Source organism: Streptomyces sp. NPDC054786 (genome assembly GCF_053611685.1).
Genome location: NZ_JBSHAW010000091.1, coordinates 1 through 8239, shown reverse-complemented (window position 1 = coordinate 8239; position 8239 = coordinate 1). Strand labels below are relative to the sequence as shown.

General features: G+C 69.9%; 4 protein-coding genes. 2 read left to right on the top strand and 2 right to left on the bottom strand.

Features of this window, described 5'->3' with window-relative positions:
- Nucleotides 1-556 precede the first annotated feature (556 nt).
- Nucleotides 557-5518: an NAD-glutamate dehydrogenase gene (locus ACWGI6_RS38025; RefSeq protein ID WP_453271748.1), complete on the top strand. Its 4962-nt coding sequence runs from the start codon at nt 557-559 to the stop codon at nt 5516-5518.
- 105 nt (nt 5519-5623) lie between these two features.
- On the opposite strand, the gene ACWGI6_RS38020 is transcribed toward ACWGI6_RS38025, so the two are convergent.
- A complete protein-coding gene (locus tag ACWGI6_RS38020) occupies nt 5624-6421 on the bottom strand; it encodes an ABC transporter ATP-binding protein (protein WP_453271747.1) in 798 nt (265 codons plus the stop codon).
- Complete coding sequence (locus ACWGI6_RS38015; RefSeq protein ID WP_453271746.1) at nt 6414-7349, bottom strand: ABC transporter permease; 936 nt, start codon at nt 7347-7349, stop codon at nt 6414-6416. The genes ACWGI6_RS38020 and ACWGI6_RS38015 overlap by 8 nt, the downstream gene beginning before the upstream one ends.
- Before the next feature lie 146 nt (nt 7350-7495).
- On the opposite strand from ACWGI6_RS38015, the gene ACWGI6_RS38010 reads away from it, so the two are divergent.
- Complete coding sequence (locus ACWGI6_RS38010; protein WP_393907390.1) at nt 7496-8116, top strand: TetR/AcrR family transcriptional regulator; 621 nt, start codon at nt 7496-7498, stop codon at nt 8114-8116.
- The last annotated feature ends 123 nt before the right edge of the window (nt 8117-8239 follow it).

The following is an 8239-nucleotide window of genomic DNA, read 5'->3' as shown; positions in this document are numbered from 1 at the left end:
GCAATCCACACCGATCCCAGAAGGCCCTCACCCTTTTCAAGCACCAGCCATGGCGTGTCACCCGTCACCAACGTGCCGGGACAGCACATCTAGGCCGTGCCCAAGGGCCGCTGTGCGCGCACCGGGCGGGCTTCCCCGTGCGCTGCTCCCCGGCGGGCCTGCCGGGCCTCCGGGCGCCACGTCACCACGCACACTCCGTCCCGGCACGCCGTTGTCCAGAAGGTCTAAGTTCGGGCCGGGGATTTGTACGCACACGGCCCATGACGGCACCCGTGTGGGGAGCGATAGCCTTGCACCGTGATCAGCGCGATAACCCGCGGGGGCATCGAGGCCCCTGCCGTGCGCCCGGGGCACCACCGTGACCGGGCGGTCGCTGGTCTTTGCGGCCAACATTCCCTGTCGACTTTGTCAAAAACTGTCGATAACGGCACGGCCCTCTCTCATCGCGGCATAGCGTCGACAGCGACAGGACACCCCGCGTCGCGGCGGCGTTGTGCGGCTTCCATCACGTTCTTCCACAACGTCACGCAACGGCGCGCGACAGGAGCCAGAGGACATGCAGACCAAGCTGGACGAAGCCAAAACCGAGCTGCTCGCCAGGGCCGCCCGGGTCGTAGAGAGCAGCCCGGCCGGGGGTAAGCACCCGGTACGGGGGCTCGACCCGGACACCCTTGCGGGATACCTCCAGCGCTACTACCTGCACACCGCGCCCGAGGACCTCACCAACCGTGACCCGGTCGATGTCTTCGGCGCCGCACTCTCCCACTACCGCCTCGCGGAGATGCGTCCTCAGGGCACCGCGAACGTCCGGGTGCACACCCCGACCGTCGAGGAGAACGGCTGGACCTGCACCCACTCCGTCGTCGAGGTCGTCACCGACGACATGCCGTTCCTGGTCGACTCGGTCACCAATGAGCTCTCCCGGCAGGGGCGCGGCATCCATGTCGTGATCCACCCGCAGGTGATCGTCCGCCGTGATGTCACCGGCAAGCTCATCGAGGTCTTCGACTCCACCTGCGACGCGCACGGCAGGAGCGGCCGGGGCAAGGGCGCGAAGCTGCCGCACGACGCGGTGACCGAGTCCTGGATCCATGTCGAGATGGACCGCGAGACCGACCGCGAGGACCTCAAGCAGATCACCGCGGATCTGCTGCGGGTGCTGTCCGACGTCCGCGAGGCCGTCGAGGACTGGGAGAAGATGCGCGCCGCCGCCGGCCGTATCGCCGATGAGCTGCCCGCCGAGCCGATCGCCGACGATCTGCGCGACGAGGACATCGAGGAGGCCCAGGAGCTGCTGCGGTGGCTGTCCGCCGACCACTTCACCTTCCTCGGCTACCGCGAGTACGAGCTGGCCTCGGTGCCCGGTGAGGGCGGCGTCGACGAGGACGTGCTGACCGCCGTGCCCGGCACGGGCCTGGGCATCCTGCGCGCCGACCCGCCGCACCACGAGAGCGCCGACGGCCACCCCGTCTCGCCGTCCTTCAACCGGCTGCCCGCGGACGCCCGCGCCAAGGCCCGTGAGCACAAGCTGCTCATCCTGACCAAGGCCAACAGCCGGGCCACCGTCCACCGCCCCTCCTACCTCGACTACGTCGGCGTCAAGAAGTTCGACGCCAAGGGCAATGTCATCGGTGAGCGGCGCTTCCTGGGCCTGTTCTCGTCGGCCGCGTACACCGAGTCCGTGCGCCGGGTGCCGGTCATCCGCCGCAAGGTCGCCGAGGTCCTGGAGGGCGCCGGGTTCAGCCCCGACAGCCACGACGGCCGCGACCTGCTGCAGATCCTGGAGACCTACCCCCGCGACGAGCTGTTCCAGACGCCCGTCGACGAGCTGCGGTCCATCGCCACCAGCGTCCTCTACCTGCAAGAGCGCCGCCGGCTGCGGCTCTACCTCCGCCAGGACGAGTACGGCCGCTACTACTCCGCGCTGGTCTACCTCCCGCGCGACCGCTACACCACCGGTGTGCGGCTGCGCCTGATCGACATCCTCAAGGAGGAACTCGGCGGCACCAGCGTCGACTTCACCGCCTGGAACACCGAGTCGATCCTCTCCCGGCTGCACTTCGTCATCCGTGTCGAGCCCGGCGCCAGCCTGCCCGAGCTCACCGACGTCGATGTGGACCGCCTCGAAAGCCGGCTGGTGGAGGCCGCCCGCTCGTGGGCCGACGGCTTCGCCGAGGCGCTGACCGCCGAGGTCGGTGAGGAGCGCGCCGCCGAGCTGCTGCGCCGCTACGGCCACGCCTTCCCCGAGGGCTACAAGGCCGACAACAGCCCGCGCAGCGCCGTCGCCGACCTCCAGCATCTGGAGAAGCTCACCGGCGAGCCCGGCCACGACTTCTCCGTCAGCCTCTACGAGCCGGTCGGCGCGGGCCCCGGCGAGCGCCGCTTCAAGATCTACCGCAGGGGCGAGCCGGTCTCGCTGTCGCGGGTGCTGCCCGGCCTGAACCGCCTGGGCGTCGAGGTCGTCGACGAGCGCCCGCACGAGCTGCGCTGCGCCGACTCCACCATCGCCTGGGTCTACGACTTCGGGCTGCGGATGCCGGAGCACATCAAGGGTGACGACGCCCGCGAGCGCTTCCAGGACGCCTTCACGGCGGTGTGGACCGGCGCGGCCGAGAGCGACAACTTCAACACGCTGGTGCTGCGGGCGGGCCTCAACTGGCGCCAGGCGATGGTCCTGCGGGCCTACGCCAAGTACCTGCGGCAGGCCGGTTCGACCTTCAGCCAGACGTACATGGAGGACACCCTCTCCAACAACGTCCACACCACCCGGCTGCTGGTCTCCCTCTTCGAGGCGCGGATGTCCCCCGGCCGGCAGCGGGCCGGCACGGAGCTGACGGACGGGCTGCTGGAGGAGCTGGACGGCGCGCTCGACCAGGTCGCCTCCCTGGACGAGGACCGGATCCTGCGGTCCTTCCTCACCGTCATCAAGGCGACGCTGCGCACCAACCACTACCAGACGGACAGCCAGGGCCGGCCGCACGCCTACCTGTCCATGAAGCTGGACCCGCAGGCGATCCCCGACCTGCCGGCGCCCCGCCCGGCGTACGAGATCTGGGTGTACTCGCCCAAGGTCGAGGGCGTCCACCTGCGGTTCGGCAAGGTCGCGCGCGGTGGTCTGCGCTGGTCGGACCGCCGGGAGGACTTCCGTACGGAGATCCTGGGCCTGGTCAAGGCGCAGATGGTCAAGAACACCGTCATCGTGCCGGTCGGCGCCAAGGGCGGCTTCGTCGGCAAGCAGCTGCCGGACCCGTCGCAGGACCGCGACGCCTGGCTGGCCGAGGGCATCGCCTGCTACAAGACCTTCATCTCCGGTCTGCTGGACATCACCGACAACCTCGTCGGCGGCGAGGTCGTCCACCCGCAGAACGTCGTCCGCCACGACGAGGACGACACCTACCTGGTCGTGGCCGCCGACAAGGGCACCGCGACGTTCTCGGACATCGCCAACGAGGTCGCCGAGTCGTACGGCTTCTGGCTCGGTGACGCCTTCGCCTCCGGCGGCAGCGCCGGCTACGACCACAAGGGCATGGGCATCACCGCCCGCGGCGCCTGGGAGTCGGTCGAGCGGCACTTCCGCGAGCTGGACCACGACACCCAGACCGAGGACTTCACCGCGGTCGGCGTCGGCGACATGTCCGGTGACGTCTTCGGCAACGGCATGCTGCTCAGCGAGCACATCCGGCTGGTCGCCGCCTTCGACCACCGGCACATCTTCATCGACCCGAACCCGGACGCGGCGACCTCCTACGCCGAACGCCGCCGGCTCTTCGAGCTGCCCCGCTCCTCCTGGGCGGACTACAACACCGAGCTGCTCTCCCAGGGCGGTGGCATCCACCCCCGCTCGGCCAAGTCCATCCAGATCAACGCCCAGGTGCGGGCCGCCCTCGGCATCGATGCCGGGGTCAAGAAGATGACGCCCGCCGATCTGATGCAGGCCATCCTCAAGGCGCCGGTCGACCTGCTGTGGAACGGCGGCATCGGGACGTATGTGAAGTCGTCGGCGGAGTCCAACGCCGATGTGGGCGACAAGTCCAACGACGCCATCCGGGTCAACGGCGAGGACCTGCGGGTCAAGGTCGTCGGCGAGGGCGGCAACCTGGGCCTGACCCAGCTGGGCCGGATCGAGTTCGCCACGGCCGGCGGCAGGATCAACACCGATGCGATCGACAACAGCGCCGGTGTGGACACCTCCGACCACGAGGTGAACATCAAGATCCTGCTCAACTCCGTGGTGGCGGACGGCGATATGACGGTCAAGCAGCGCAACAAGCTGCTGGCCGAGATGACCGACGAGGTCGGCGCGCTGGTGCTGCGCAACAACTACGCGCAGAACACCGCACTGGCGCTGGCCCTCGCCCAGTCCTCCAGCATGCTCAACGCCCAGCAGCGCTTCATGCGCCGCCTGGTGCGCGACGGTGATCTCGACCGGGCGCTGGAGTTCCTGCCCACCGACCGGCAGATCCGTGAGCGGCTGAGCGCGGGCCGCGGACTGACCCAGCCCGAGACCGCGGTGCTCCTGGCGTACACCAAGATCACGGTCGCCGATGCGCTGATCCAGACCGGGCTGCCGGACGACGCGTACCTCCAGCGGCTGCTGCACGCCTACTTCCCCTCGGCGCTGCACGAGCGCTTCGCCGAGCAGGTCGACGGGCATGCGCTGCGCCGCGAGATCGTCACGACGGTGCTGGTCAACGACACCGTCAACACCGGCGGTACGAGCTTCCTGCACCGGATGCGGGAGGAGACCGGGGCCTCCCTCGAAGAGGTCGTGCGGGCCCACACCGCGGCCCGTGTGATCTTCGGGCTGAACCAGGTCTGGGACGACGTCGAGGCGCTCGACAATGTCGTCGCGGCCGATGTCCAGACCCGGATCCGGCTGCACTCGCGCCGGCTGGTCGAGCGCGGCACCCGCTGGCTGCTCAACAACCGCCCGCAGCCGTTGGAGCTGTCGGAGACCATCGACTTCTTCGCGGAGCGGGTCACCGGGGTCTGGAAGGAACTGCCGAATCTGCTGCAGGGCAGCGACCTGGAGTGGTTCCAGACGATCCTGGACGAGCTGACCGGCGCGGGTGTGCCCGAGCCGCTGGCCGTCCAGGTGTCCGGCTTCTCCTCGGTCTTCCCGGCGCTGGACATCGTCGCCGTCGCGGACCGGATCGGCAAGGAGCCGCTGGACGTCGCCGAGGTCTACTACGACCTGGGCGAGCGGCTGCGGATCAACCAGCTCCTCGACCGCATCCTGGAGCTGCCGCGCAACGACCGCTGGCAGTCGATGGCCCGCGCCTCGATCCGCGAGGACCTCTTCGCGGCCCATGCGGCGCTGACCGCGGATGTGCTGTCGGAGGGCAATGGCACCTCGACTCCGGAGCAGCGGTTCAAGGCCTGGGAGCAGGCCAACGCGGCGATCCTCAGCCGCGCGCGGGCCACGCTGGAGGAGATCTACGGGTCGGAGGGGTTCGATCTGGCGAACCTGTCCGTGGCCATGAGGACGATGCGTACGCTGCTGCGCACCCACACCTGATCTGTCCGGTACGGCGGACGGCCCCGGAAGCTCAGGCTTCCGGGGCCGTCCCCGTTTCCGTACGTGCGGCGCCGGCCCGGCTCCGCCGGTGGGTCCGCGGCGTTGCTAGCGGTGCGCCTCGTACGCCTTGATCACTTCGTCCGTCGGGCCGTCCATCAGCAGCTCGCCGTGCTCCAGCCACAGGGTCCGGTCGCAGGTGTCGCGGATCGACTTGTTGTTGTGGCTGACGAGGAAGACCGTGCCGGCTTCCTTGCGCAGCTCGCGGATGCGGGCCTCGGAGCGCTTCTGGAAGCTGCGGTCGCCGGTGGCCAGCGCCTCGTCGATCATCAGCACGTCGTGGTCCTTGGCCGCGGCGATGGAGAACCGCAGCCGGGCCGCCATGCCGGAGGAGTAGGTGCGCATCGGCAGCGAGATGAAGTCGCCCTTCTCGTTGATGCCGGAGAAGTCGACGATGCCGTCGTAGCGCTCCCGGACCTGCTCACGGCTCATGCCCATGGCCAGGCCGCCGAGGACGACGTTCTTCTCGCCGGTCAGGTCGTTCATCAGCGCCGCGTTCACGCCCAGCAGCGAGGGCTGGCCGTGGGTGTAGACCTTGCCGCGCTCGGCGGGCAGCAGGCCGGCGACGGCCTTGAGCAGCGTCGACTTGCCCGAACCGTTGGAGCCGATCAGACCGATCGACTCACCGCGGTAGGCGGTGAACGAGACGCCCTTGACCGCGTGCACCTCGCGCACGCCCGTGGAGGGCTTGCGGCGCACGATGCGGTTCAGGGCCGCGGTGGCGCTGCCCCTGCCGGCGCCGGTGCCGTAGACCCGGTAGACGATGTGCAGATCGTCCGCGATCACCGTCGGGATGCGGGCCTCGGCGGCCTTCGCCGGCTCGATGCCGTTGCTCTGCTCAGCCACGTCCGTACCGCTCCTCAGCCTTCCAGAAGTACACAAACCCGATGACACCGGCCAGCAGGGCCCAGCCTGCCGCGAACGCCCAGACGTGCGGCGGCAGTTGCTTCGCGGTGAAGCTGTCGATCAGCGCGAAGCGCATCAGGTCGATGTAGACCGCGGCGGGGTTGCCGTTCAGCAGCACCACCACGAACTGCGGGAGGTCCTTGCCCTGGAGGATCACGCTGATGCTGAACATCACGCCGGAGGCGTACATCCACGTCCGCATGATGAAGGGCATCAGCTGTGCCAGGTCAGGGGTCTTCGACCCCAGCCGCGCCATGACCATCGCCAGGCCCGTGTTGAAGATGAACTGCAGCGTCAGCGCCGGCACGACCAGCAGCCACGACCAGGTCGGGACCTGCCCGAAGCACAGCAGGATGACCGCGAGCACGCCCATCGAGTACAGCAGCTGCTGGAGCTGTGCCAGGCAGAACGAGATCGGCAGGCAGGCGCGCGGGAAGTGCAGCGCCCGCACCAGGCCGAGGTTGCCGGAGATCGCCCGCGTACCGGCCATCACCGAGTTCTGCAGGAAGGTGAAGACGAAGACGCCGGTCACCAGGAACGGGATGTAGTCCGGGACGCCCCTTCGCGTGCCGATCAGCACACCGAAGATCAAGTAGTACACGCCGGCGTTGAGCAGCGGGGTGATCACCTGCCAGAGCTGGCCGAGCTTGGCGGTGGTGTACATCGCGGTGAGCTTGGCACTGGCGAACGAGGCGATGAAGTGCCGCCGGTGCCACAGCTGGCGGGTGTACTCCGACAGCGAGGGGCGGGCCCCGCTCACCGTGAGGCCGTGGCGTTCGGCCAGCGCGTGCAGCTCGGGATCGGAGGCCGCGCCGGGGGCGGGCGCCGGGGTGGGCGTCGGGGCCGGGGGCGCGAGGGTCTGGGGCATGGAGGAGGCCGCTTTCGCTTGCGTACGGGGGCGGTGGAACGAGAACGGGGGCCTACGACGGAACGGGTCCGTATCGTCGCGACGCCGACACTAAAGGGAGTTCACGTCGAAACGCAACCGTAGCGTCGTGACGCTATGCTCAAGGCATGGCAAAGGGCAGCGGGAACGACTCCGCGGCGGCGCGCCGGACCCCGGCAGGCGCCGCCGTACTACGCGAGGACAAGACCGAGGCGATCCGCGCCGCGGTCTTCGAGGAGCTGGCCGCGGCGGGCTTCGCCCGGATGTCGATCGAGGGCATCGCGCGGCGGGCGGGCGTGGGCAAGACCGCCGTCTACCGGCGGTGGCGCTCCAAGCTGCACCTCGTTCTCGATGTGGTCTCCGCGGTGGCAGCGGCAGGTATGCCGACCCCGGACACCGGCTCGCTGTCCGGCGATGTCCGGATGCTGCTGGAGGTCGCGGCCCGGGCGCTGCGGCATCCGATGGCCTCGCAGATCATTCCGGACCTGCTGGCGGAGGCGGCCCGCAGCCCCGAGCTGGCGACCGCGCTCAAGGCCGCGCTGCACGACGGCCAGGAGGGCGTCGCCACGGCGATGGTGGCGCGCGCCGTCGAGCGCGGGGAGATCCCGGCCGGCGCGGACGGCCGGCTGGCCCTGGACCTGCTGACCGGGCCGCTGTACTGGCGGCTGCTGGTCGTCCGCGACGAGGTGCCGGCCGGCTATCTCGACGAGCTGACGGCGGCGGTGGTCAGCGCGCTCGGCGGGCGCTGAGACGGCAGGACCGGGCGCCGGGCCGGACCCGGAAGAGCGTGCGGGCTGGGGGCGGGCGTGGCGCCGCGCCGCCGCCCCCCGCGGGGCCGGGGCCGCGGGCTGGCGCGGCACGGCGACAGAACA